At 57.5% G+C, this 23,500-nt stretch carries 24 protein-coding genes; 11 read left to right on the top strand and 13 right to left on the bottom strand.

Translation table 11 applies throughout. From position 1 onward, the window contains the following. Positions 1-2 precede the first annotated feature (2 nt). Positions 3-431 (bottom strand): EamA family transporter, encoded by a 429-nt coding sequence (locus tag F8B91_RS16270; RefSeq protein WP_196504889.1) that lies wholly within the window; start codon positions 429-431, stop codon positions 3-5. A gap of 77 nt (positions 432-508) precedes the next feature. Here F8B91_RS16270 and F8B91_RS16275 point away from each other — a divergent pair, with 77 nt between their 5' ends. The 4 genes from F8B91_RS16275 to F8B91_RS16980 are packed head-to-tail and all read left to right on the top strand — an operon-like array spanning position 509 to position 3,924. Further along, entirely contained in the window at positions 509-1,177 is a 669-nt protein-coding gene (locus F8B91_RS16275) for a response regulator (protein ID WP_196504890.1), read from the top strand. Beyond that, a complete protein-coding gene (locus F8B91_RS17115) occupies positions 1,174-2,472 on the top strand; it encodes an ATP-binding protein (RefSeq protein WP_196504891.1) in 1,299 nt (432 codons plus the stop codon). The genes F8B91_RS16275 and F8B91_RS17115 overlap by 4 nt, the downstream gene beginning before the upstream one ends. 52 nt (positions 2,473-2,524) lie before the next feature. Then, positions 2,525-3,319, top strand: coding sequence for a COG4705 family protein (locus F8B91_RS16285; protein ID WP_196504892.1), 795 nt, complete (start codon positions 2,525-2,527; stop codon positions 3,317-3,319). 53 nt (positions 3,320-3,372) lie between these two features. Next, entirely contained in the window at positions 3,373-3,924 is a 552-nt protein-coding gene (locus tag F8B91_RS16980) for a hypothetical protein (RefSeq protein WP_246715302.1), read from the top strand. 42 nt (positions 3,925-3,966) lie between these two features. On the opposite strand, the gene mgrA is transcribed toward F8B91_RS16980, so the two are convergent. Then, positions 3,967-4,992: an L-glyceraldehyde 3-phosphate reductase gene (mgrA, locus tag F8B91_RS16295; protein ID WP_196505016.1), complete on the bottom strand. Its 1,026-nt coding sequence runs from the start codon at positions 4,990-4,992 to the stop codon at positions 3,967-3,969. Between the two features lie 144 nt (positions 4,993-5,136). Between mgrA and F8B91_RS16300 the strand changes: the two genes are divergently transcribed. The 4 genes from F8B91_RS16300 to F8B91_RS16315 are packed head-to-tail and all read left to right on the top strand — an operon-like array spanning position 5,137 to position 8,941. After that, entirely contained in the window at positions 5,137-5,985 is an 849-nt protein-coding gene (locus F8B91_RS16300; RefSeq protein WP_196504893.1) for a sugar phosphate isomerase/epimerase family protein, read from the top strand. Further along, complete coding sequence (locus F8B91_RS16305) at positions 5,982-7,172, top strand: Tm-1-like ATP-binding domain-containing protein (RefSeq protein WP_196504894.1); 1,191 nt, start codon at positions 5,982-5,984, stop codon at positions 7,170-7,172. Before F8B91_RS16300 ends, F8B91_RS16305 begins: the two co-directional genes overlap by 4 nt. Positions 7,173-7,176: 4 nt before the next feature. Further along, a complete protein-coding gene (locus F8B91_RS16310; RefSeq protein ID WP_196504895.1) occupies positions 7,177-8,007 on the top strand; it encodes a phosphoenolpyruvate hydrolase family protein in 831 nt (276 codons plus the stop codon). A 10-nt stretch (positions 8,008-8,017) separates the two neighbouring features. Then, positions 8,018-8,941 carry an SRPBCC family protein gene (locus F8B91_RS16315; protein WP_196504896.1) on the top strand — a complete coding sequence of 308 codons (924 nt, stop codon included), beginning with the start codon at positions 8,018-8,020 and terminating at the stop codon, positions 8,939-8,941. A gap of 8 nt (positions 8,942-8,949) precedes the next feature. Here F8B91_RS16315 and F8B91_RS16320 read toward each other — a convergent pair whose 3' ends face one another. The 9 genes from F8B91_RS16320 to F8B91_RS16360 form a co-directional block, all read right to left on the bottom strand. After that, positions 8,950-9,642: an SDR family oxidoreductase gene (locus tag F8B91_RS16320; RefSeq protein WP_196504897.1), complete on the bottom strand. Its 693-nt coding sequence runs from the start codon at positions 9,640-9,642 to the stop codon at positions 8,950-8,952. A gap of 4 nt (positions 9,643-9,646) precedes the next feature. After that, a complete protein-coding gene (locus F8B91_RS16325; RefSeq protein WP_196504898.1) occupies positions 9,647-10,714 on the bottom strand; it encodes an ABC transporter ATP-binding protein in 1,068 nt (355 codons plus the stop codon). Further along, positions 10,701-11,822 (bottom strand): ABC transporter ATP-binding protein, encoded by a 1,122-nt coding sequence (locus tag F8B91_RS16330; RefSeq protein WP_196504899.1) that lies wholly within the window; start codon positions 11,820-11,822, stop codon positions 10,701-10,703. The genes F8B91_RS16325 and F8B91_RS16330 overlap by 14 nt, the downstream gene beginning before the upstream one ends. A gap of 5 nt (positions 11,823-11,827) precedes the next feature. Next, on the bottom strand, positions 11,828-12,037 hold the full coding sequence (locus F8B91_RS16335) for a hypothetical protein (protein ID WP_246715304.1): 210 nt from the start codon (positions 12,035-12,037) through the stop codon (positions 11,828-11,830). After that, positions 12,034-12,990 carry a carbohydrate ABC transporter permease gene (locus F8B91_RS16340; RefSeq protein ID WP_196504900.1) on the bottom strand — a complete coding sequence of 319 codons (957 nt, stop codon included), beginning with the start codon at positions 12,988-12,990 and terminating at the stop codon, positions 12,034-12,036. The genes F8B91_RS16335 and F8B91_RS16340 overlap by 4 nt, the downstream gene beginning before the upstream one ends. A 1-nt stretch (position 12,991) precedes the next feature. Beyond that, positions 12,992-13,840: a carbohydrate ABC transporter permease gene (locus tag F8B91_RS16345; RefSeq protein ID WP_196504901.1), complete on the bottom strand. Its 849-nt coding sequence runs from the start codon at positions 13,838-13,840 to the stop codon at positions 12,992-12,994. Positions 13,841-13,967: 127 nt separating this feature from the next. Next, positions 13,968-15,239, bottom strand: a complete 1,272-nt coding sequence (locus F8B91_RS16350; protein ID WP_246715364.1) for an extracellular solute-binding protein — start codon at positions 15,237-15,239, stop codon at positions 13,968-13,970. Positions 15,240-15,380: 141 nt separating this feature from the next. Continuing rightward, positions 15,381-16,520, bottom strand: a complete 1,140-nt coding sequence (locus F8B91_RS16355) for a Gfo/Idh/MocA family protein (protein WP_196504903.1) — start codon at positions 16,518-16,520, stop codon at positions 15,381-15,383. After that, the gene (locus tag F8B91_RS16360; RefSeq protein WP_196504904.1) at positions 16,520-17,569 is read right to left on the bottom strand and encodes a sugar phosphate isomerase/epimerase family protein; all 1,050 of its coding nucleotides are present in this window, start codon (positions 17,567-17,569) and stop codon (positions 16,520-16,522) included. Before F8B91_RS16360 ends, F8B91_RS16355 begins: the two co-directional genes overlap by 1 nt. A gap of 101 nt (positions 17,570-17,670) precedes the next feature. Between F8B91_RS16360 and F8B91_RS16365 the strand changes: the two genes are divergently transcribed. Together F8B91_RS16365 and F8B91_RS16370 are read left to right on the top strand one after the other, a co-directional pair. Further along, positions 17,671-18,369 carry a GntR family transcriptional regulator gene (locus F8B91_RS16365; protein WP_196504905.1) on the top strand — a complete coding sequence of 233 codons (699 nt, stop codon included), beginning with the start codon at positions 17,671-17,673 and terminating at the stop codon, positions 18,367-18,369. A 1-nt stretch (position 18,370) separates the two neighbouring features. Beyond that, the gene (locus F8B91_RS16370) at positions 18,371-18,700 is read left to right on the top strand and encodes an L-rhamnose mutarotase (RefSeq protein ID WP_196504906.1); all 330 of its coding nucleotides are present in this window, start codon (positions 18,371-18,373) and stop codon (positions 18,698-18,700) included. Between the two features lie 119 nt (positions 18,701-18,819). Here F8B91_RS16370 and F8B91_RS16375 read toward each other — a convergent pair whose 3' ends face one another. Further along, positions 18,820-20,355 (bottom strand): UxaA family hydrolase, encoded by a 1,536-nt coding sequence (locus F8B91_RS16375; protein WP_196504907.1) that lies wholly within the window; start codon positions 20,353-20,355, stop codon positions 18,820-18,822. A gap of 179 nt (positions 20,356-20,534) precedes the next feature. Here F8B91_RS16375 and F8B91_RS16380 point away from each other — a divergent pair, with 179 nt between their 5' ends. Next, on the top strand, positions 20,535-21,752 hold the full coding sequence (locus F8B91_RS16380; RefSeq protein ID WP_196504908.1) for a patatin-like phospholipase family protein: 1,218 nt from the start codon (positions 20,535-20,537) through the stop codon (positions 21,750-21,752). Here F8B91_RS16380 and F8B91_RS16385 read toward each other — a convergent pair. Continuing rightward, entirely contained in the window at positions 21,661-23,496 is a 1,836-nt protein-coding gene (locus tag F8B91_RS16385; RefSeq protein ID WP_196504909.1) for a RyR domain-containing protein, read from the bottom strand. The genes F8B91_RS16380 and F8B91_RS16385 overlap by 92 nt on opposite strands. Positions 23,497-23,500: the final 4 nt, after the last annotated feature.

Here is a 23,500-nt window from a genome sequence, read left to right on the forward strand (position 1 = left end):
GCTTATGCTTTCACCGCGATCAACACAGCACCAGCGGCCACCAGCCCGATACCCAGCCAGTTGGGCAAGGACGGCCGCTCGCCCAATATGACAACAGCAAAGATGGCAACCAGCACAACCGAAAGCTTGTCGATGGGTGCCACCTGCGCCGCACTGCCCATTTTCAAAGCGCGGAAATAACACAGCCAGGAAGCGCCCGTTGCCAACGCGGAAAGCACCAGAAACACCAGCGTCTTTCCCGAGACCGAAGACCAAGGCTGCCATTGCCCAGTGACGCTGAGAAAAATCACCAGCACCATCAAAATCACCACAGTGCGGATGAAAGTTGCGAAATCGGAATTGATATTCTCAATGCCGATCTTCGCAAAGATTGCGGTGAGTGCGGCAAACACCGCCGATAAAGCCGCCCAGAATTGCCAAGTATTCACCATCGGGTTTCAGCTCCAGCACTTGCATCCGCTTCCATCAGGGCACATGTTCCGCACCGCGGTCAAGTGAAGGGAAAGTCATGCGTGTGTTGCTGGTCGAAGACGATGTGATGATAGGCCAGGGCTTGCGCGTAGCGCTGCAGGATGAAGGCATGGCGGTGGATTGGGTGCGCTCTGGTGCCGATGCCATGCCCGCCATTCAAAGCGCAGAATACGGCATCGTGCTGCTTGATCTCAATTTGCCGGAAACATCCGGTCTCGATGTGCTGAAAGATTTGCGCCAGCGCAGCGGTGATGAGCCGGTGCTGATCATCTCCGCGCGCGACACGATTGATGACCGGTTGAGCGGCCTCGATCTGGGGGCAGATGATTACCTGGTCAAACCCTTTGACACGCGTGAACTGATCTCGCGCATGCGTGCTTTGGTGCGGCGCAAGGCCGGGCACGCGGTGTCTGATCTGAGCAATGGTGAAATCACCCTCAACCTCGCCACCCATGAGGTTACTCATGGTGGCCAAAGTGCTGTTCTTCCGGCCAAGGCCTTCGCGCTTCTCGCGGCCTTGATGCAGAATCCCGGTCACATCTGGTCACGGGCCAAGCTTGAAGAATCTGTTTATGGCTGGAACGAGGAAGTGGAAAGCAATGCGATCGAAGTCCTGATCCACAGCATCCGCAAACGTTTTTCCAAAGACGTCATTCTCAATGTGCGTGGCGCCGGCTGGAAAGTGCGGGAGAAAAACGTAAAGTGACGTCGCTCCGCAACGCAATACTGATCCGCATGGCCGGTTTGTTACTTGCCGTGGGCATCGTGTCGGCAGGCGCCACCTACTATTATGTGCAAGAAGAAACGCAGCTGACATTCGATACAGAAATTCGCCAGTTCGCCACCTATGTGGAGGCGTTGTCTCCCCTCGCTCCCGGCGGCAAGGCACCATTGCCGCCGGTTGGCGCTGAAGATCTTTTCCTTCTGCAGATTTGGGATAGTGCCGGTAAGCTCACTTGGTCATCCAGCGGTCCGGCGGATGCACCAGTACCCAAGGTGCAAGGCTATGGCATTGACCAGATCGATGCCACTCACTGGCGCTCCTACACCCTGTTCAATCCGCAGCGCACGATCCGCGTATCGCTCCCGCTGGATGAACGCAATGAGCAAGCCTCAACCGCCGCTCTGCAGATCGCCATTCCCATGGCGGTGATCGTTCCATTGTCGTGGCTCGTGCTGAGCGTAATGATTGACCGGATCATGCGCCGGCTTGATCGTGCTGCCTGGTTGATCCGTAGCCGCAAGCCGGATGATCCGAGCGCGGTGCCGGAGGAGAATCTTCCAAAAGAAGTGCAGCCCTTTGTTGCCAGCATCAATGAACTGGTTGGCCGTTTGAATGACAATGTGGAACAGCAGAAACGCTTCGTCTCTGATGCAGCGCATGAATTGCGCACGCCGCTCACGGCCATCGGTATCCAGATCGGTAATCTGGAAAATTCACTCACCACCGCTGCACAGCGCGAACGCATCGCACCTCTCAAGGCAGGTGCAAAGCGTGCCAATCAATTGATCGAGCAATTGCTGCAGCTGGCGCGAGCCGAAAAGGGGCGGGTCGCTGTCCAAGACGAGGTATCACTTGGCGCGATCTTTTCAACGCTGCAGTCCACTTTTGATCCCATCGCAGTTCAGAACAAAATCGAACTCTCTTTCGCAAATGCAAGCTCCGGCCTTGCTTTGAATCAGCATGATGCCATTCACGTTCTCACAGCATTGATCGAAAACGCCATCGCCTATTCCCAGCCCGGCAGCCGCGTTACAGTGTCCGCCAGCCCGGAATCCATTGTCGTTCAGGACGAGGGGCCGGGCATTCCGCCTGAGAAATTGCCGCATATTTTCGAAAGGTTCTATCGTGCGTCCAATGGTCTTGTGCCCGGAACCGGCCTTGGCCTCTCCATCGCAAAGGCCGTTTGTGATCAGCGCGGCTGGTTGCTGCACATCGCCAACCGGCAAGACCGCGCAGGCATTCGCGCCGTGCTCCAGGTGAAAAAGGTCTCGGCCTAAGTCTCTCCTAAGTCTGGCTTGCCATCACTGCAGCCAGCAAAGGAGAATCACAATGAGAGCGCTTGAAACGGCCGACATGCGGGCCACAGAACAATTCTGGAGCAAGGTGCCGCTGGTCACCATCACCTTCTGGCTGATCAAGATCATGGCCACCACGGTGGGTGAAACCGCTGCCGATCTTCTGGCCATGCGGCTGGGGCTTGGCCTTACAATAACATCGCTCATCATGACGGGCGTTTTTATCATTTTCCTCATCCTGCAGATGCGCGCGAAATTCTATGTGCCATTGCTGTACTGGATGACAGTGGTGCTGATCAGCGTGGTCGGCACATTGATTTCCGACAATCTGGTCGATGGCTTCGGCATCAGCCTTGTCACCACCACCATTGTCTTCGGCATCATTCTCGCCGCTGTATTTTTGGCCTGGTACAATTCGGAAGGCACGCTGTCCATCCACAGCATCACCACCTTCCGCCGTGAAAGCTTTTACTGGTTGGCCATCCTGTTCACTTTCGCACTCGGCACGTCTGCCGGTGATCTTGTGGCCGAAGGCTTTGATCTTGGCTACCTCACCGCCGCCAATGTTTTCGGCCTGATGATCGTGCTCACGGCGCTTGGCTACTTTGCCTTCGGCCTCAATGCCGTCGGCTGCTTCTGGATCGCCTATATTCTCACGCGCCCCTTCGGTGCCTCGATTGGTGATTTCCTGTCCAAGCCGAATATCGCTGGCGGGCTGGGCCTTGGCACGGTCACCACCAGCATGATTTTCCTCGGACTCATCGCTGCACTGGTTGCCTATCTGACCGCCACGCGGGTGGACCGGGAAGAGATTCAGCACAAGGCCTGACAGCTTTCCCCGAACGTTCGACTTCTCAACAAACCTAGCAATGGAGTAATTCTATGGTTCCGCAATTTGTAAAAATCACGATGATCGCTACTGCACTCTTGGCTGGCGCATCCTCCTCCGCCTTCGCCGACTGCGAGGCCGATCTCAACCAGCTGGAAGCCGCGATGAAAGCGCCCGGCGTAAAGCCCGATCAACTCAAGGCCTTTGAGAATGCGGGTGCGAAAGCATCATCTGCCTTGCGCAAGGATGACGATGCCACCTGCCATCAGATCATTTCTGATGCACTTACCGCAGCAGGCGGCAAGCTGGATGCAGCTGCTTCCACCGGCGCAGGCCTCGGTGATCTTTCGGCTTTCAAGACCATCACCGATGACACTTTGGCACTGGTGAAAAAGGCCGACATGGCTGGCGCCAAGACCCGCATCAAGGATCTCGAAACAGCATGGGACCAGGCGCAGGATACGTTGCGCGCCAAGGATCCCGCTGCTTGGGATAATCTGGATCAGGCCATCGACGCGGCTTTGACCAGCGTTCGTGCGGGGGCACCGGACGCCAAGGCCAGCGCCGATGCATTGACCGCCCTCGATGCTGCATTCAGCAAGTAGGTCAGTGCGGTGCGCCAGTTGCCCACTGGCGCACCAATTCTGTCACATTACGTCCGACTGGCTGCGCCATAGATCAATGCTGCTCTCGGTGGCGAATTGATCGATCTTCTTCAGCTCATCCGCCGAGAAGGCCAGGTTCTTCACCGCATCCAGTGAATCATCGAGCTGCGCCACATTGCGTGCGCCGATGAGGGCAGTGGTCACCGCCGGGTTGCGCAGCACCCAGGCAATCGCCATTTGCGCCAGCGTCTGCCCGCGCGCCGTGGCAATCTCGTTGAGCGATTTCACCTTCTCGATGGTTTGCGCACTCAACATCCCTTCCTTGAGAGAGCCAGCCTTGGCGGCGCGCGCATCGGCGGGCACGCCATTCAGATATTTCGACGTCAGCATGCCCTGCGCCAAAGGCGAGAACGCAATGCAGCCCACACCAAGATCAGACAGCGTGTTGAGCAGCCCTTGCTCCACCCAGCGATTGACCATCGAATAAGACGGCTGGTGGATCAGCAACGGAACGCCTTCCTTCTTCAACAGATCGTAAGCCGCACGCGTGCGCTCCGGACCGTAAGACGAGATGCCCACATAGGTGGCCTTGCCCTGGCGCACGATCTGCGTGAGGGCACCCATCGTTTCTTCCAGCGGCACATCCGGTGTGGGGCGGTGCGAATAGAAAATATCCACATGATCAAGCTTCATGCGCTTCAGGCTCTGGTCCAGCGAAGCCAGCACATGCTTGCGCGAACCGCCGATGCCATAAGGCCCCGGCCACATGTCCCAGCCCGCTTTGGTGGAAATGATCATCTCATCGCGGAAGCCACGGAAATCCTGTTCCATGATCTTGCCGAAATTTTCTTCGGCCGAACCAAAGGGCGGGCCATAATTATTGGCGAGATCGAAATGCGTTACCCCGCGGTCAAAGGCGCGGCGGATGACGGCGCGACCGGTTTCAAACACATCGGCACCACCAAAATTCTGCCAGAGGCCCAGCGAAATCGGCGGCAGCTTCAATCCGGATTTGCCGCAGGTGCGGAACGTGGCCGCCTCATAACGCTTGGGGTCAGGTGTGTGCATCGCTTGCATCTTGGTCGCCTTTATTGATTGGAATTTGCGCGGTGACCCTAGCCCAATTCACACCATTCAAGCCCTGAAATTTTCTCATGGGCGTTGACTTCCACACAGATTATGCGAGAACTGATATAACAGTTGGGAGGCATCATGAAGTACGGCTTCAACATGCTTTTATGGTCGGCGCACGTGACGCAAGAGCACGCGCCCATCCTGAAAGCGCTCAAGAGAGGCGGCTATGATGCCGTCGAGATTCCGATCTTCGAAGGCTCGCCCGATCATTATGCGCGGCTGGGCGAATTGCTCGATAAAATAGGTCTGGAACGCTCCACAGTTAGCGTGATGGTTCAGGGCAAACATCCGCTGTCAGCGGATTCCGCCACCCGCAAGTCGGCTCTCGAATGGGCCAAATGGGTGGTGGATTGCAATTCCGCTTTGGGTGCGCCCATACTTGGTGGCCCGATGCATTCGGAGCTTGGCCTATTCACCGGCGCGGGCCCCACCGCTGCAGAGCGCAAGCGCGGCATTTCCTTCCATCGCGCGCTGGGTGACCATGCGGGCAAGAAGAATGTGAAACTGTCGCTCGAAGCGCTCAACCGGTTCGAGACTTACTTCCTTAACACCATGGCGCAGCTGGCCGATTATCTGGATGAGGTTGATCATCCGCATATCAAGGCCATGTATGATACGTTCCACGCCAATATCGAGGAGAAGGACCCGGCCGCTGCAGTCAAAACCATCAGGCGGCATTTGATCCATGTTCATATTTCCGAGAACGACCGCGGCACGCCGGGCAAGGGCCACATCCCGCTCGACAAAGCCTATAAGGCTTTGCGTGCGGTGAAATATGATGGCCACATGACGATTGAAGCCTTCGGCCGCGCGCTGCCGGCGCTGGCCGCTGCCACCCGCGTCTGGCGCGACTTCTTCCCCAACCGCGATGAAGTGTGGAAGAAGGGCATCATCAACATGAAGCAAGGCTGGGCCAACGCCAAGTGAAGGTCTACGTCATTGGGACGTGTGACACCAAGGGCGAGGAGCTGCGCTATGCCTGCGCTTGTGTGGCCGAAGCAGGTGCAGTGCCGGTTCTGGTCGATGTATCGACCGTAGGTGAAGGCATGGCCGATGTGTCGGCCAAAGAAGTCGCTGCATTCCATCCACAGGGTGTTAGTGCTGTGCTCGGTCTGAAAGATCGCGGCCAGGCGATCTCGGCCATGGCTGAGGCGCTCACGCTCTATCTGCTCAGCCGCAAGGATATCGGCGCCGTGCTGGGATTGGGCGGCGGCGGCAATACTGCGCTCGTCACCCAGGCGATGCGCGGGCTTCCGGTGGGCGTGCCCAAGCTCATGCTCTCCACCATGGCGTCTGGCCAGATGGCACCCTATGTCGGCCCGTCTGATATCACCATGATGCATTCGGTGGCGGATATTGCCGGGCTCAATGCCATCACTCGCAAGGTGATCGGCAATGCCGCCCATGCGGCAGCCGGTATGGCGATGAACAAGGTCGCAGAAGCGAAGGACAAGCGCCCCGGCCTCGGCTTCACTATGTTCGGCGTCACTACGCCACTCATCACCCAGCTGCGTGAAAAGCTGGAAGCCACTCACGAATGCTTCGTCTTCCACGCCACCGGCACGGGCGGCCAATGTTTCGAGAAACTGGCCGATGGCGGTTTCTTCTTAGCTGTGATGGACATGACTACCACGGAAGTGGCCGATCATCTCTTCGGTGGCGTTCTTCCGTGTACTGATGATCGATTTGGCTGTTTCGCCCGCCACGCCATTCCCTATATCGGCTCCGTTGGCGCTTGCGACATGGTGAACTTTGGCGCACGCGAAACTGTGCCAGCAAAATTTCAGTCGCGTAAATTACATGTGCACAATGCGCAAGTCACTTTGATGCGCACCACGCCGGAAGAAAATGCCGCCATCGGCGCGTTCATCGTGCAGCGCGTGAACGCGATGCAGGGCCTGGTGCGCTTCCTCCTGCCGCTCAAGGGTGTTTCGGCCCTTGATGCGCAGGGCCAATCCTTCTTCGATCCCGCGGCTGATCGGGCGCTCTTCGACGCCATCCGCAGGGGTTGGAAGAGCGATCCTCAGCACCAGCTCATCGAAGTGGATGCGCATATCAATGATGCGACTTTTGCTGCAGCATCACTTTCCGCCTTCCACGATATCACAAGGTAAAATCATGCCCCGTTTTGAACGCCAAGCCCTGCTCGACAAATTCACCGGCATGATTGCACGCAAGGAACCCATCATCGGCGGCGGTGCCGGCACCGGCCTCTCTGCCAAATGTGAAGAGCTGGGCGGCATTGACCTGATCGTCATCTACAATTCCGGCCGCTACCGCATGGCCGGCCGAGGTTCACTCGCCGGCATTCTCGCTTATGGCAATGCCAATGAGATCGTGAAGGAAATGGCCTATGAAGTTCTGCCAGTGGTGCAGCACACGCCGGTTCTGGCCGGCGTGAACGGCACTGATCCGTTTCTGCTCACCGATCATTTTCTGGAAGAGCTGAAAGCCATGGGCTTTTCTGGCATCCAGAATTTCCCCACTGTGGGGCTGATTGATGGCGTGCTGCGCCAGAACCTCGAAGAAACTGGCATGAGCTACAGCCTGGAGATTGATCTCATCAAGAAGGCCCGCGCCAAGGACATGCTGACCACGCCTTACGTGTTCAACGCCGATGAAGCCGCCGCCATGACGAAAGCGGGTGCCGACATCATCGTCATGCATATGGGCCTCACCACCGGCGGCAACATTGGCGCAGAGACGGCCGTGAAGCTGAAGGACTGCCCGGAAAAGCTCACCGCATGGGCCGATGCGGCGCGCAAAGTGCGCAAGGATGTGATCCTGCTCTGCCACGGCGGGCCGATCTCATCGCCAGAAGATGCATCTTTCGTGCTGAAAAACACCCCCGGCGTTCACGGCTTCTATGGCGCAAGCTCGATGGAGCGCCTGCCGGTCGAAACCGCACTCACCGAACAAACCCGCGCCTTCAAGAAAATCACCTTCTAGGGAGAACAATATGGCCCGCGCTTACGCCTCGATCCTGCTGAACACGCCGATTGAAAACGCATGGAGCCTGGTGCGTGACTTCAACGGCCTGCCATCCTGGGCGCCAGTCATCGCGCGCTCGCGCATCGAGGGCGGGCTCGATTCCGATGTGGTGGGCTGCGTGCGTGATTTCTATGACAAGGAAGGGGCACGCATCCGCGAACGCCTGTTGGCACTGGATGATGCGAACTGGACCTTCACTTACAATTTCGAAAAGCCGGCCTTCCCGGTGCGCAACTACATCGCCACTTTGCGCATGTATCCGGTCACCCAGACCAACCAGACCTTCGCGGAATGGGGTTCAACCTTCGATGAAGCGCCGGGCGATGAAGGCAAATACGAGAAGATCATTTCCAATGATGTCTTCGCCGCCAACTTTGCCAACCTCGCCAAGATCATTGCCAAACAGAAGAAACCCGCACCCGCCACCGAAGGCCGCTGGAAGGCGGGCCTGCCCAACAAAGTCTGGACCTCGCGCCACATCAAGGTGCCGCTCGCCGATGTCTGGGGCGTGATGCGCGATTTCGCCGGCATGGGCCGCTGGCATGATGAAATCACCAAGATGCAAATGCTGAAAAAGCACCGCTCCGACAAAGTGTCAGGCACGCGCGATTTCTATTTCGGCACGGGCCATCTGAATGAGCAGCTGCTGTCACTCTCGGATATCGAACATTCATTCCTCTATCGCATCACCAAAAGCGAAATCCCGTGGATCAACTATGTCTCAGGCCCCCGGCTGTGGCCGGTGACCGCCAACAACAGCACCTTTGGTGTCTGGACTGGTGATTGGGACGCAAGCCCGCAGGACGATCTGATCCTCATCCCGCGCACCGAGCAGAATGTCTATCAAAAGGCGTTTGCTGGTGTTGAATCGCTGCTGAAGAAAAAGAAATAGGCCGCTTACTAGTAAGTCGCCCGCCCACCTGACGTATCAAACACCGCACCCGTCGAGAACGAACATTCCTCCGACGCGAGGAAGCAGATCACTGCAGCATTCTCCTGCACAGTCCCAAACCGCCCCTTCGGAATCCGCGACAGCATGAAATCAATATGGCTCTGCGGCATCTGGTCGAAAATCGGCGTGCGCACCGCCGCAGGTGTCACCGAATTGGCGGTGATGTCATGCTTCGCCACTTCCTTGGAGAGTGATTTGGTGAAAGCAATTACACCAGCCTTCGAAGCCGAATAAGCCGAGGCATTGGGGTTGCCTTCCTTGCCTGCGATCGAGGCGATGTTGACGATGCGCCCGTAGTTCTGGGCGATCATATGCGGCAGCACCGTGCGGTTGGTATGGAATGTGCCGTTGAGATTGATGGCGATGGTCTTCATCCAGCCATCCACCGGAAACCCATCGACGGGCACTGTAGGCCCGGTGATGCCGGCACTGTTGACCAGGATATCCACGCCACCCAACTGCTTCAGCGTCTCGGCCATTGCGGCTTCCACGGAGGCGAGATCGGAAATGTCGCATTTGATACCGCCATTCACATCCCAGATGGCGACCTTGCCGCCTTCTGCTGCGATGCGTTTGGCCACGGCCTCGCCAATGCCGGAAAGGCCGCCAGTGACGACGGCGCGGCGCCCAGAAAATCGCATGATACTATCCTTCCAATTTCAGCCGCAGGCCGCTTTCGGGATCAAAGCAATGCACCTTGCCCGGCTTGAAGCCGAATTTCACTTTTGCGCCCAGCGGCGTGGAAAGTGAAGCCGCCGTGGCGGCGCGCAGGAACTGGCCGTCATTCTTCAAGGTGACGATTTTTTCGACACCATAGTTTTCAACTTCATGGATGGTGCCCGAAAGCACACCCTTGGGGCCGATTACCACATCTTCCGCCCGCAGACCCAATGTCAGGGCCCCCTTGCGTGTGTCCTTGTGCAGCTTCAATTTCAAATCTGAGCCCAGGGCGGAAATCTTGCCACCATTGGCAACGGCTGGAATGAAGCTCATCGACGGCGCACCCACAAAGCCCGCCACGAACAGGCTGTTGGGCGCGTTGTAGATTTCATGCGGTGTGCCCACCTGCACGATCTGGCCATCCTGCATCACGCCAATCCGGTCGCCCATCGACATGGCTTCCACCTGGTCATGCGTCACGAACAGGAAGGTGGATTTCAGCCGCGCCTGCAAATTCTTGAGCTCACCGCGCAACGCTTCGCGCAGCTTGGCATCGAGGTTGGACAGCGGCTCATCCATCAGGAAGGCGCGCGGCTCACGCACAATGGCGCGGCCGATGGAGACGCGCTGCATCTCGCCGCCGGAAAGCCGGTCAGTCTTGCGGTCCAGCAGATGCTCGATGCGCAAAGTCTTGGCCGCGTCAGCGATGCGCTTGGCAATCTGGTCTTCCGGCAAGCGGCGCACGCGTGAGCGCAGCGGGAAGGCCAGATTCTCACGCACCGTGTAGCGCGGATAGAGCGAATAATACTGGAACACCAAAGCCACATCGCGCTCAGCCGCTGTCTCGTCGACAACATCGTTGCCGCCGATATGAATGCTACCGGAATCAAGCTTCTCCAAACCTGCAATGGTGCGCAACGTCGTGGATTTGCCAGCACCGGTTGGCCCAAGCAGTACGAAGAATTCACCGTCTGCAATATCCAGCGAAACGTCTTTCAGCGCGGCATGCTTGCCGAACTTCTTGGTGACGTGGTCAAGCTTAAGCTGCGCCATTGAACTTTACCTGAAATGATTTGCTTGAGCCTTGATCGAAGAATCTGATTTGGTCGGGATCAAGCCGGGCCCAGATCTTGTCGCCCACCTTGCGCAACCGGCCACTTGACGTGCGCGCACGCAGGGTTTGATCGCCGAAGCCGAGATCGACAATGTCATGCGAACCCAGAGGCTCGATCAGTTTGACCGTGGCCAGCAGCCCGGCCTTCTCCTGCTTGTCTGACAGCAGCACACCTTCCGGGCGGATGCCCAGCATCACCTTGTCCAGCGCACCGCCGGCCTTGGTGATCTGCGCCGCAAATTGCGCCGGAATATCGAAGCTGGCCTTCGCACCAGCCAGAGCCACTGTGCTCTTGCCCTTGGCGGAGGAGATTTTACCCGGTGCAATATTCATTACCGGGCTGCCCACGAATTGCGCCACGAAAAGATTGGCGGGATGATTATAGACTTCATCCGGCGTGCCGACTTGCTGCAGTACGCCGTCATTCATGATCGCCACACGGTCTGCCAGCGCCATGGCTTCCACCTGGTCATGCGTCACGTAAACCGTGGTCGACTGGTTTTCGACGTGAAGGCGCTTCAGCTCCACGCGCATTTCTTCGCGCAGCTTGGCATCGAGAGCACCAATCGGTTCATCCATCAGCATCGCCTTGGGCCGGCGCACCAGCGCGCGTCCGATGGCCACGCGCTGCATGTCGCCGCCCGAGAGCTGCGACGGGCGCTTGTTCATCAGATGCTCGATCTGCAATGATTTGGCCACCGCCTTCACCTTGGCGTTCACGTCCTCGGTCGCCTCATTGGTGGCGCGCAGCGGGAAGGCAATATTGTCATGCGCGGTGAGATGCGGATAAAGCGCAAACAGCTGGAACACGAAGGCTATGTCGCGGTTGCCTGGCTCCAGGCTCTGCACCGGTTTGCCGTCAATCAGGATCTCGCCGGTATTGATGTCTTCAAGGCCGGCAATGGCGCGCAGCGTCGTGGTCTTGCCGCAGCCCGATGGGCCCAGCAGCACCACGAATTCCTTGTTCTTGATGGTGAGGTTCAGTTTTCGGATGACGTAAACGTCGCCGAAATATTTCTCGATATCGCGAAGGATGATTTCAGCCATGAACTCTACTCGCCACTCGTTTCCGGTGGCTTGACCTTTGAAAAGATATTGAAGCCGATGAGGCCCAGCAGAATGATGCCCACGCCATATTCGTGAACCACCTTGCTGAGCGGCTGGCACAGGGCAACAACGCCCAACACCATCAGCCAGATTGAAACTGTTTCCAGACGGTATTTGGCGTTGAGCGCGCCAAGAGACATTGATTTGTCGCTCATTTGCGGATGGCTCCAAAGGTAACGCCACGCAGCAAGTGATTGCGCAGCAGGAAAGTGAAGATGGCAACCGGCACCAGGAACAGCGTTGAACCTGCGGCAATCGTTGTCCAGTCCACCAGACCGGAACCGACTTGGGCCGGAATGAAGGGTGGTGCCGTCTGCGCGTTGCGGCTGGTCAGCATCAGCGCGAAGGCATATTCATTCCACGCCGTGATGAAGCAGAACACCGCGGTGGCGGCAATGCCGGTGACAGCTTCGGGCAGCACGATCTTGAAGAAAGCCTGCATGCGCGTGTAACCGTCAACCAGCGCTGCCTCTTCATATTCCTTCGGAATTTCATCCATGAAACCCTTCATCAGCCACACCGAGAAGGACAGGTTGAAGGCCACATACATGATGATCAGGCCTATATGCGTATCCGTAAGCCCCACTGCCCGGTACATCAGGAACATTGGGATGGCCACCACAATGGGCGGCAGCATGCGGGTTGATAGAATGAAGAACAGAAGGTCCGCCTCGCCCGCGATCTTGAATCGCGAGAAGCCGTAGGCCGTCAGCGTGCCCAAGCCCACTGCAAGAACCGTGCTGGTGATGGCGATGATCAGGCTGTTCTGGAAGCGGTTCGGATAGGGCGAAAGCTGCGCCTTGTCGCCCACTTTCAGGATGCGTTCGCCGCCATCGAAAACCAGCTTTTCCCACCACGAAGCCTTGGCATAGAGGGCGGGGTCCACATCGGTCTGCAATTGCACGCGCTTGGTGAACAGTTTGATATAGGGCGTGATCTCGGGTGTGAAAATCACCGTCGGTGGCACGCTGGTAGCAATCGAGCGTGCCTTCACGGATGTCGAAATGATCCAATAGATCGGCGAGAGAAAAACGACAGTCAGGATCAACACGGCGGCAATTGCCGTCCGGTTCAACGCTGCGTGGCTTGCGGGGCGGACCATCGCCATATCAGCGTTCCTTCACTTTGTTCAGGTATTTGACGTAAATGTTGGTGATCGCCAGCACCATGATCAGCACGATGTAAGCCAGCGCGCAGGAGCGCCCGGTATCCCATTGCTGGAAGGCCAGGCGGTAAAGCTTGATCGAGATCAGCTCGGTCGTCGGTTGCACGCTGAGCACATAGGCCAGATCGAACGTCTTGAAGGCTTCCATGGTACGGAAGATCAGCGCGATCAGCAGCAGTGGCGAAACCAGCGGCAGGGTGATGCGCGTGAATGTGTACCAGCCACTCGCACGGTCAATCGCAGCGGCTTCATAGAGGTGCTTGGGCACGGCGGAAAGGCCAGCCAGAGAGAGCAGCATCACGAAGGGCGACCACATCCAGATATCGGTGATGGCCACGGCATAAAGAGCGGTATCGGCATTCGACAGCAGCCCGAAATCACCAAGGCCCACCACGTAATTGATCGGGCCCCAGCTTGGCGAATAGAGCAGCTGCCAGAACAGGCCGACAACAGCGGCAGACATCATCATTGGCAGCATCAGCAGTGTGGTGACCAGGCCCTTGAATGCGAAGGTGCGGTTGAGCAGCATGGCCAGGCCAAAGCCCACCAGCATTTGCCCCGCAACCGAGACGATCACATATTTCGCAGTGATGATGAAATTGGTCCAGATCTGATCGTCAGTCAAAAGTTCGCGGTAATTCTGCAGGCCCACAAAGCTCCATGGCCGTGTCTGGTTGGCCGCAAAGTCTGTGAAGGAAAATCCCAGCGAATAGACGAGTGGGAAAATGTTGAACAGGATGAGGAACACGACCGTCGGAATGATGAAGATGTTCCGCAGTGTCAGGTCGCTCATGCCGCGCGCGCTCTTATTGGCGGCGCTGGATGGGCTCGTTTGGGCGGCGCTCACAGTGATAACTCCTGTTCGTTTCGTTTAAAAAAGGCCAGGGCAATATTCTCGCCCTGGCCCATGCGTCACACGCTTAGTTGTAGCGCTTGTACTTGTTGAAGGTGGCGGTCCAATCCTTCACCACGCCATCGAGTGCTTCCTGGGCGGTGCCCTTGTCGCTGATCACGTAGGGATAGAAACGCTTGTTCATCTGGTCGAGAAGTTCGGCATATTCCGGGGTGGCCCAGAAATCGCGCACGATGCTCATCGAGTCATAGAAGGCCTGGTTATAGGGGGTGGCCTTCAGGAACTCAGGTGATTCAAGAACCGCCTTCGAGCAGGTGTAACCGCCGAGCTTGGCCCACTTGGCCTGGGTCTCGTCCTTCACGAACCACTCCAGGAACTTCATTGAGAGCTCCTGCTTCTTGGAATAGCTCACGATCGACACGCCCTGGCCGCCCAGAGCAGCGTAAGCCTTGCCGCCTTCACCGGGAGGATTCGCGAAGAAGCCGGTATTCGCCGCGTTCGGGTTGGTCTTGGGGTTGGCCAAGGCCGGGAAGAACGCGAAGAAGTTCATCGACATGGCAGCCAGGTTTTCAGTGATGGCCTGGTTGTCTTCAGCGAAGAAGGCCTTGTTCCAGCCCGGAGGCGTGAACTTGAACAGGTCATGATAGGCCTGCAGGCCGGCAACGGATTCTTTCGAGTTTACGATGCCGTCGATCTTGTAGGTCGGATAGTCGCCGAGGCTGCCGCCGTTCGAGAACAGCGTCTGCTCAACACCCATCGCCATCGCGTCATATGAGTTGTCGGTATAGAGAGCGACACCATAACGCTTCTGGTCGGGGCGGTTGAAGAACTCGGCAATGTCGCGAAGTTCCTTCTGGGTCTTCGGCACACCAAGGTCATATTTATACTTGGCTTTGAAGGCTTCCTTTTCCTTCGGATCTTCGAACCAATCCTTGCGGTAGGCCCAGCCGTTCACGTCGCCTTCCAGCGGAATGGCCCAGAACTTGCCGCTCTTGGCCGGATATTCGGCATAGCCGGAAATCGTGGCGGGCAGCAGCTTGTTCTTCAGGTCATGCTTGTTGAAGAAATCCGTGAGGTCGACCCAATGGCCCTGTTCCGAGCCAACGCCCAGCCACTGCGAGTCACCCACCACCATGTCATAGGCATCGCCCTTGGCATTGAGTTCGGTGAAGGTCTTGGTCTGGAAGTCTGACCATGGCGTGGTTTCCACGGTCACCTTGATGCCGGTTTCGGTGGTGAAGTCGTTCACCAGTTCCTGCAGGTAGTTTGCTGGATCCCATTCCGCCCAGAAGATGGTCAATTCATCTTCAGCACGCGCTTGCGCGGTAAATGCGCCCATCAGCGCAAAGGCTGCGCCTGCGATGGTGGTCAAGATTTTACGCCTTAACATTGGTGTTCCTCCCTTTTGTGAACTTTTTGTAGTTAAGCGTGGTCTTACAACACCCACCGGATTTTCCGTGGGCGGTGTCAGTTACGTCTGTCAGCCAACATTCTCCCAGTGCTGGCTGGCAGCCGATTTCAGGACGGCATCAGTCACCAGATCGGTGGCCATGGCGTCGCGGAAAGTGGGTGCGGCAGGTGTCTTGCTGCCCAGGCTCTGGATGAAATCTGCTGCCTGGTGAATGAAGGAATGCTCATAGCCGATCGACAGGCCCGGCACCCACCACTTGCCCATGTAAGGATGATCGCCATCGGTCACATGGATCGAATGCCAGCCGCGCGTGCGGCCTTCATCGCGGTAATCGAAATATTGCAGCCGGTGCAGATCATGCAGGTCCCAGAAGATCGAGCCCTTCTCGCCATTGATTTCCAGCGTGTAGAGCGCCTTGTGGCCGCGCGCATAACGCGTGGCTTCAAAATTGCCGAGCGAGCCATTGGCATAACGCGCCAGGAAAAGGCTCGCATCATCAATGCCCACTTTTTCCGTCTTTCCGGTGATGTTGTGATGGCGTTCCTTGATGAACGTTTCAGTCATGCCGATCACGCTGTTGATCGAGCCGTTGAGCCACAGCGAAGTATCGATGCAATGCGCCAGCAAGTCGCCGGTCACGCCGGAACCTGCAACACCCAGATCAAGCCGCCACAGCCCTTGCCCGCCTTGCGGCAGATCAGCTGAGATCGTCCAGTCCTGCAGGAACTTGGCGCGGTAATGGAAAATCTTGCCCAGCTTGCCTTCGTCGATCAGCTCCTTGGCCAGGGTCACAGCTGGAATACGGCGGTAATTGTACCAGACCATATTGGCCACCTTGGCCTTCTCAACCGCAGCCACCATCTTGGCACTTTCGGCAGCATTGCGGCCCAGCGGCTTTTCGCACATCACCATCTTGCCGGCTTCCGCTGCCGCAATGGCAATTTCCATATGCACATTGTTGGGAGCGGCGATGTCGATGACGTCAATGTCTTTCCGGTCGATCAGCTTGCGCCAATCGGTCTCGGTGGATTCATAGCCCCATTGATCAGCAAAGGGCTTCAGCTTGTCAGCGTCACGCGCACAGGCCGCCTTCAGCACCGGCTTGAAGGGCAGGTCGAAGAAATGCCCGGCTTGCGAGAACGCGTTGGAATGCGCCCGGCCCATAAAGCCATAGCCGACCATGCCGATATTCAGTGGCTTCTTGCTCATCAGGCCACCCAGCCATGCTTGTCGCGCACCTTGATCATGGTGGCGAGAATGTCATTCCAGGTCTTCTGCTGCAGCATCACTGTATTGGGGAACATACAGCCATCCCAGCATATATGGCGGAAGGCCTTGGTCACTTCGCCATCCTTGCCGCGCAGCCACATGCCGGCATGCTTTGGAATGTCGAGCTTGCCTTTGGGGTCAGTCACCTGGCAGTGCTTGCCGGTCTTGTCGTGATAGCCTTCGCCCTTCACCGTGCCGTCATTTTGCGCCACGTGGAAATCAATCGTCCAGGGCCGCAGCGCGTCAGTCATCTTGGTCAGCGCTTCATCGAGAACCTTCTTGCTCTTCCAATCGAAGTTCTTGGGCAGCAGGCGCGATTTCGGCGCGTTGTAACCCATCGTGTAAAGCAGCGTATGGGCCATGTCGGCCTGGAAGCCGATGGTCTGGGGACGATCCGTCTCCTCCATCGTGTTGATCACGTCTTTCCACGAATGCATGCCGCCCCAGCAGATTTCGCCTTCCACCGCCAGGCGCTCGCCGTAATCGGCAGCCACGCTGCAGGCTTCGCGCCAAGTCTTGGCGATCTTCTTGGTGTTGCCGGCCGGGTCCTTGGCCCAATCAGAGGGGCTGGCCGCCGAGTCCACGCGGATCACGCCGTAATGGCGAACACCCAGCTCCTTCAAGCGCGCGCCCAGCTTGCAGGACTTCTCGACATTGGCGACGAATTTCTTGCGGTCGGAAGGAGAGCCCATGGCCGAGCCACCACCCACGGGTGGCCATACAGGTGCGACGATGGAGGCGATGTCAAGGCCGCGGCGCTGCACATTGGCCGCCAGGCGCTTCACCTCGTCATCGGTGAAATCGATATTGATGTGCGGCGGGCAATGGAAAATATCCACGCCGTCGAATTTAACGCCATTGACTTGCGCCTTTTCGGTGAGGTCGAGCAACGTATCAAGCTCGATACCGGGCTCTGAGTCGGAACCCTTGCCGACAAGCCCCGGCCACATTGCATTATGCAATTTGGGGAAATTATTCTTTCCGCCCATACTGTCCTCCCAGACATCTATTATTTTTTGTTGAGATTAGACATAAGACGAATTGAATGTCCAGAACTGTTATATTAGTGTGACAGACAATGAGGGGCCGGATGATAGCCAGTTTTTCCAAGGTGCCACTTGATCGCCGCCGTTCGATGCGTGAGCAGATCTATGACCTTTTGCGTGCTGAAATCGTTGGTGGCTCGATCAAGCCGGGTGCCACGATTGATGAAAAAAAGATCGCCGCCCAATTGAAGATTTCAAGAACCCCGGTGCGTGAGGCCGTCAAGAAACTCAGCGATGAGCATCTCGTCGAAGTGATTGCTCAATCCGGCACGCGCGCTGCTCCATTGGACAGGGAAGAGCTGCGCCAATCCTATATCGTGCGCCGTGCACTGGAGATGGAAAGTGCGGCCCAGGCTGTGCCTCACATGGCGCAGATTCACGCAGATGCGCTGGCAGATATCCTGCAGCGCCATGCCCGCTTCATTGATCAGCGCGATTACGCCAAGGCGATCGCGGCGGATGATGAATTTCATCGCTACATTGCCGAGATCAGCAACCTGCCGCGCCTGTGGCGGGCGATCGAAATTCAGAAAGCCCCGCTGGACCGCTGCCGCCATCTGGCTCTGCCGCATCCGGGTGAGGCCGAGGCCACATTAGATCATCACCGTGCCATCATCCGCGCGCTGAACAGCGGCAATGCCGAACAGGCACGCAATGCCATGGCCAGCCATCTCGACAAATCCTATTCCAACGCGGTCAAGATTCTCGACAAGGAACTGGAACCGCAAGCCGGAGAGAATTGAAATGCAGCGCATGGGCCAGGTGATCGGGCTGAAGCCGGAGATTATTCCCGAATATAAGAAAATCCATGCCGCCGTCTGGCCCGAAATCCTGGCGCTGCTGTCGGATTGCAACATCACCAATTATTCAATCTATCTGCGCGAGCCGGAAAACCTGCTCTTCGCCTATTGGGAATATGTGGGCTCCGACTGGAAGGCCGACGTCGCCAAAATGGGCGCCAATGCCAAGATGAAAGAATGGTGGGTGATTACCGATCCCATGCAGGTCCCGCTACCCGTGCGCAAGGATGGCGAGTGGTGGGCGAAGATGGAAGAAGTGTTCCATATGGACTAATTCACTCTCTCCATGGGCGGGCTTGACCCGCCCACCCAGTATAGCGTTCCAGCTGGGTAAAGACTGGATCGGCGGGTCAAGCCCGCCGATGGAGAGTTAAAAATAAAGCGGCAGTAAGCTCACATCACCGCGCCGATATACCAAGGCACATATTCATTATCGCCGTAACCCAGCAGCTCAGACTTGGTCTTTTTCCCCGAAGCCGTGGCCAACACCAGATCGAAAATCTGCTTGCCCTTTTCCTGCAGCGACACGCCCTCAATCACGTCGCCGCAATTGATGTCCATGTCCTCTTCCATCTGCTTGTAGATCGGTGTGTTGGTCGCAAGCTTGATCGAGGGGCAGGGCTTGTTGCCATAGGCTGAACCGCGGCCCGTGGTGAAGCACATCACATTGGCCCCGCCGGCAACCTGCCCCGTGGCCCCCACCGGATCATAGCCGGGCGTATCCATGAACACGAAACCCTTCTCAGTGACGGGCTCGGCATAATGATATACGGCGTTCAGCGTGGTCGTGCCGCCCTTGGCCGCCGCACCGAGTGACTTCTCGAGAATGGTGGTCAAGCCCCCAAGCTTGTTGCCCGGAGACGGGTTGTTGTTCATCTCCATATTGTTGCGCTTGGTATATTCTTCCCACCAGTGAATGATATCGACGAGCTTCTTGCCCACGGTCTCATTGCGGGCGCGCCGTGTGAGCAGATGTTCCGCCCCATAAATTTCCGGTGTCTCGGACAAAATAGCCGTGCCGCCATGCTCTACGAGCAAATCCACCGCCGCACCCAAGGCCGGATTGGCGGTGATGCCGGAATAGCCATCCGAGCCGCCGCATTGCAAAGCCAGCACAATGTCAGACGCCAGGCAGGTCTCGCGCTTCACATTGTTCACCGAGGGCAGCATTTCCATGATGGCGCGCACCCCGGCATCCACCGTCTTGCGCGTGCCGCCGGTTTCCTGAATTGTCATCGAGCGGAATGTATCGCTCTCTTCCACTTTGTACGCTTCCTTGAAGCGCGGAATCTGGAAGCCTTCGCAGCCCAGCCCCACCATCATCACACCACCCATATTGGGATTGGTGGCATAGCCCCAGGCCGTGCGCTTGAACGTGTCGAAGATCACGCCGCGGTAATCAATCACGCAGCCATTGTCCTGCGTCAGTGAAACCACACCATCGACATTGGGAAAATCTTTCAGCACGCCGGAGCGGTTGATTTCCTGGCCAATGAAACTGGCCACCGTGGCCGAGCAATTCACCGAAGTCATAATGCCGAGATAATTGCGCGTGCCCACCTTGCCATGCTTGCGCTTGTAGCCCTGAAATGTGGCGCGTTCATTTTCCGGCAGCAAAGGCTCATTGCGCGCGCCTTTTGCAAAGGCATAATCATGCGCCAGCTCGCCCATTTCCACATTGTGCTCATGCACCCATTCGCCCGGCGTCACATCGGCCTTCGCAAAGCCGATGATCTGGCCAAATTTGCGGATCGGCTCGCCCTTGGCAATCTTACGCGCCGCCATCTTGTGGCCGCGCATGATGCGCGCACCTGCGGTGACCCCTTCGCCGGCTGCTTCACCCTTTTCCACCACGCGGGTTGCAACAGTCACATTGTCGGTGGCATGCAGGCGCAGCATCGAAGGCGCTGGTTGAGCCGCAGAACTCATGGCTTGGTCCTCTGATATATTAGTATATGTTGGACCCTTTAGCAGCAAATGCAAGGTGCAAGTAGCTTTAAAATCAATTCCGCAGGGCTGGGCCCGGCCCTTAGGCCATGGAACGGCTTGAAAGCAAGGCATGATCTCCGCATAAAGCTCATGCGGGAATGGGGATGGAAACGGGACTGATGGCCAAGCGCGCAAAACCTGAATTAAGCAGGCGGGATGCCCATCTTTTCGTCCCCGGGAGGAAGCGTATCCTGTCGCTCGACGGCGGCGGCGTGCGCGGCGTGGTGTCTCTGGCCTTTCTCCAGCGCATTGAAGAAATGGTGGACAAGATCGAAGGCAAGCCCACCAGGCTGTGTGACTGGTTTGACCTGATTGGTGGCACCTCCACCGGTGCCATCATCGCCGCTGCCCTGGCCCTGGGCTACCGGGTAGCCGATATCCGCACCTTCTACGATGATCTGGCGCCAAAGATTTTCAAGAAATCGCGCTGGCGGCTGTTCGGCTGGAACGCCAAATTTGATGCCGCCCATCTGGTTTCCGAACTGGCCCGTGTGATCGGCAAGCGCCGCCTGGACAGTGAAGACCTGCAGACAGGTTTGTGCATTGTGATGAAACGCATGGATACCGGCAGCGCCTGGATGGTGATGAACAATTCGCGCTCTGAATTCTGGGAAAGCCCGTCCGACAATGCCTATCGTGGCAACCGCGAGCTCTCACTGGCCGAAATCGTCCGCGCCAGCACGGCCGCCCCCAGCTTCTTTGATCCGCAATTGATCGAGATCGCCGCCGGTGACGCGCCCGGCCTTTTCATTGATGGTGGATTGACCCCGCATAACAACCCGGCCCTGATGATGCTGATGGCAGCCATCCTGCCGCCCTACGGCCTGAACTGGGAATTGGGGCCAGACAAGCTTCTGATTGTTTCCGTCGGCACCGGCACTTACCGGCCCACCCTTCCGCCCAACGCAGCACAAAGCATGACGTCGATTGGCATTGCCCTGCGTTCCCTCGGCGCGATGATCGCCGAAGGCCAGCAACTGGTGCTGACGCTGATGACATTTCTGGGCGACAGCCCGACCGCCTGGACGATCAACAGCGAAATCGGCGATGCCGGGCGTTTCCTGTCGCCGGTTGGCGATCTGTTCCGTTTCCTGCGCTACGACATCAAGCTCGAAGGTTCATGGCTCAAGGACAAGCTGGGTAAGGACGTTTCCAAGGAAGTCATCGGCACCCTCCGCCAGATGGATAATCCCGCCAATATGCAAACGCTGACGGAACTGGCCGAAGCCGCCGCTGCCCTTCAGGTCAAGCAGGCTGATCTGGGTTTTGGACAGAAATCAAAACGTCAGCCCGCGCCGTCACGTAAGACACCAAAGAAGCGCGCTGCTCGTCGATAAGCCCCACTTCGGCCCAATCTTCACTGGCGGAAAACTGCTGCGGCCCGATCGGCGCAATGACTACACGCTTGTCCGCGATCAAGCCCAACAGCTTTTCGCTGCGTGCAATCTTCTCATCGCGCAAAGTCGCATTTCCCGCAAACCATTCAGGAATGACGAGGCGCGTTTTGCGGCCACTCGCAGCCAAGTGCCCCATCAACGCCGATGTAATGTTCAGTTCTTCTTCGCTCAGCAAAGGTGAGATTAGAATGATGGAACGCTCAGGCTCCAATGCAAACCGTTCCTGAACCGCCTCGGGCGAAATGCCCGCTTGGCCAGCGCCATCAACGATCCCGGCCTGAATGCAGGCCGTCGCGCCATCGGCCTTGGACTCGACCACATGACCCAGCAGGAATCGCAGTTGCGAAACATCCTTCTCGATTTCCGCCGTCGTCAACCTTGGATCATCGAAGGCAACCAGGCTGGGATGCAAGCGCCGCCCATCATCGCGCACCTCGCCATAGCTCCATCCGTCAAGCCGGCGGTCAGCGCACCAACGCTCATGTTCAAGCCGCGCCAGCCCGCGCATCACATCGTCTTCCACATTGGATTTGGCCAAGGGCGTAATCACCCGCGCAAAGGCTTGCGGGCTGACCGACGCGAAATCTTTGCTGCCGCCATCGGTCTCGAGCCCGAGCGCGCTTAGTTTCTGCACCAAATGGGAAGCGGCCCTGCGATTGGCGCGGCGATAGGTTTCCGGCAGCGCGTCCCACGAGGTTCCCGCTTCCGTCTTGCCCTTGTACAGCGATTCATAAGCCGCATGAATGCGCCGTGCCACGAGGTCACGCTTGATCAGGATATGCGTGAGAAGATCAGGAATGGAATTGAGATTGCTCAGTTCATGCACACCAAGCGCCAGGTTGCGCCCGGTGCGCACCGGCACCATCAATCGTGCGGCCATTGCAGCCCCCGCACCGCCCACAAAGAGCGCCGCATGAGCCAGCCCGTGCAATTTCTGCAATGCGCAGATTTCAGCAGTCGCGCGCAGCGTTTCATCCGCATCATCAAACAGAACGAAAATCGCGGTCAGCGGATTCTGCGCAGCGCTTGTAGCAAAAGGTCCGCGCCGTGGATCGCCCAGCGCTTCAAGATCAAGCGCGGTGATCTTGATCTCGGCAGCCAAGGCATATTCCGGAATGTCACGGCGCAGGATCGCCTCGGCGCGTGCCACGTCAGCCGTGATGATTTCAATGGCAGGCAGTTTCAACCCGCTCGCCACGCCATTGAGAATAATCTCATCAAGGAATGACCGGCCCAGCGCACCAAAGCCCAACACTTTGATATTCAGCCTGTCCTGGTTGCGCCATCTCGCCAATTCGAACAGCCGGTGCTCTAACAAACTGCGTTCGGCGATCAGATCGGCACTGCTCACGATCACCGGGCGCGGCGTGATGCCATCTTCAAACAAGCGTTGGTCCGCCGCGCGCATCAGGTTGCGATCTTCCACCCGCACCACCAGCGTGACCGGAAGCTTGGCCTTTGGAGCAACACCTTCAAGCAGTCCTGCGAGCTTGCTCAGCGTGGCAGCATCATCGCCCGCATCCACAACCAACACCTGCCCCATCTTGGCGAGAGCAGGATCAGCCCTGCCGCCTTGTGCCTTCACCGCGCGCACCAAGGGCCCAGCGCCGCACAGTGCAATGCTCCACTTTCCCTTGATCGTCTCAAGTTCAGCCAGCGAGCCGGAAATCTCCGGAAATTTCATTGAT

It is taken from the genome of Aestuariivirga litoralis (assembly GCF_015714715.1).
GTDB classification, from domain to species: Bacteria; Pseudomonadota; Alphaproteobacteria; order Rhizobiales; family Aestuariivirgaceae; genus Aestuariivirga; species Aestuariivirga litoralis_A.